At 68.1% G+C, this 405-nt stretch carries 1 protein-coding gene; it reads left to right on the top strand.

The genetic code is table 11. From position 1 onward, the window contains the following. Positions 1–405 (top strand): cadherin domain-containing protein (locus AC1DSC_RS32725; protein WP_478132104.1); only part of this gene is annotated, 405 nt, incomplete at both ends.

Here is a 405-nt window from a genome sequence, read left to right as displayed (position 1 = left end):
GCCAACTTCAACGGCACCGACAGCTTCACTGTCACGGTGAGCGATGGCCACGGCGGCACGACCACCAGCACCGTGACCGTGACGATCAACCTCGTCAACGACGCCCCCGTGTTCGTCGACGGTGGCGGCACCCCGGTGAACACGACAGACGGCTACGTCTTCGGCTACGACGAGAACCGTCCTGCAGGCGCCGTGCTCGGCACGGTCCACGCTACGGACGGCGACAGCGCGACCGTCACCTACAGCATCCTCTCGGGCAACGACAACGGCTACTTCGCCATCGACCCGGTCACGGGCGCGATCAGCCTCACGCCGGCGGGCGCTGCGGCGTTCGTGAACGACTACGAAGCGGGCGCCAACGCCCACGCGCTGGTGGTCGGCGCGAACGACGGCACGGTCACGACG

The organism is Variovorax sp. 01N425, assembly GCF_056399465.1.
The sequence above is the reverse complement of the archived record's forward strand: the minus strand, read 5'-3'. Positions and strand labels throughout refer to the sequence as shown.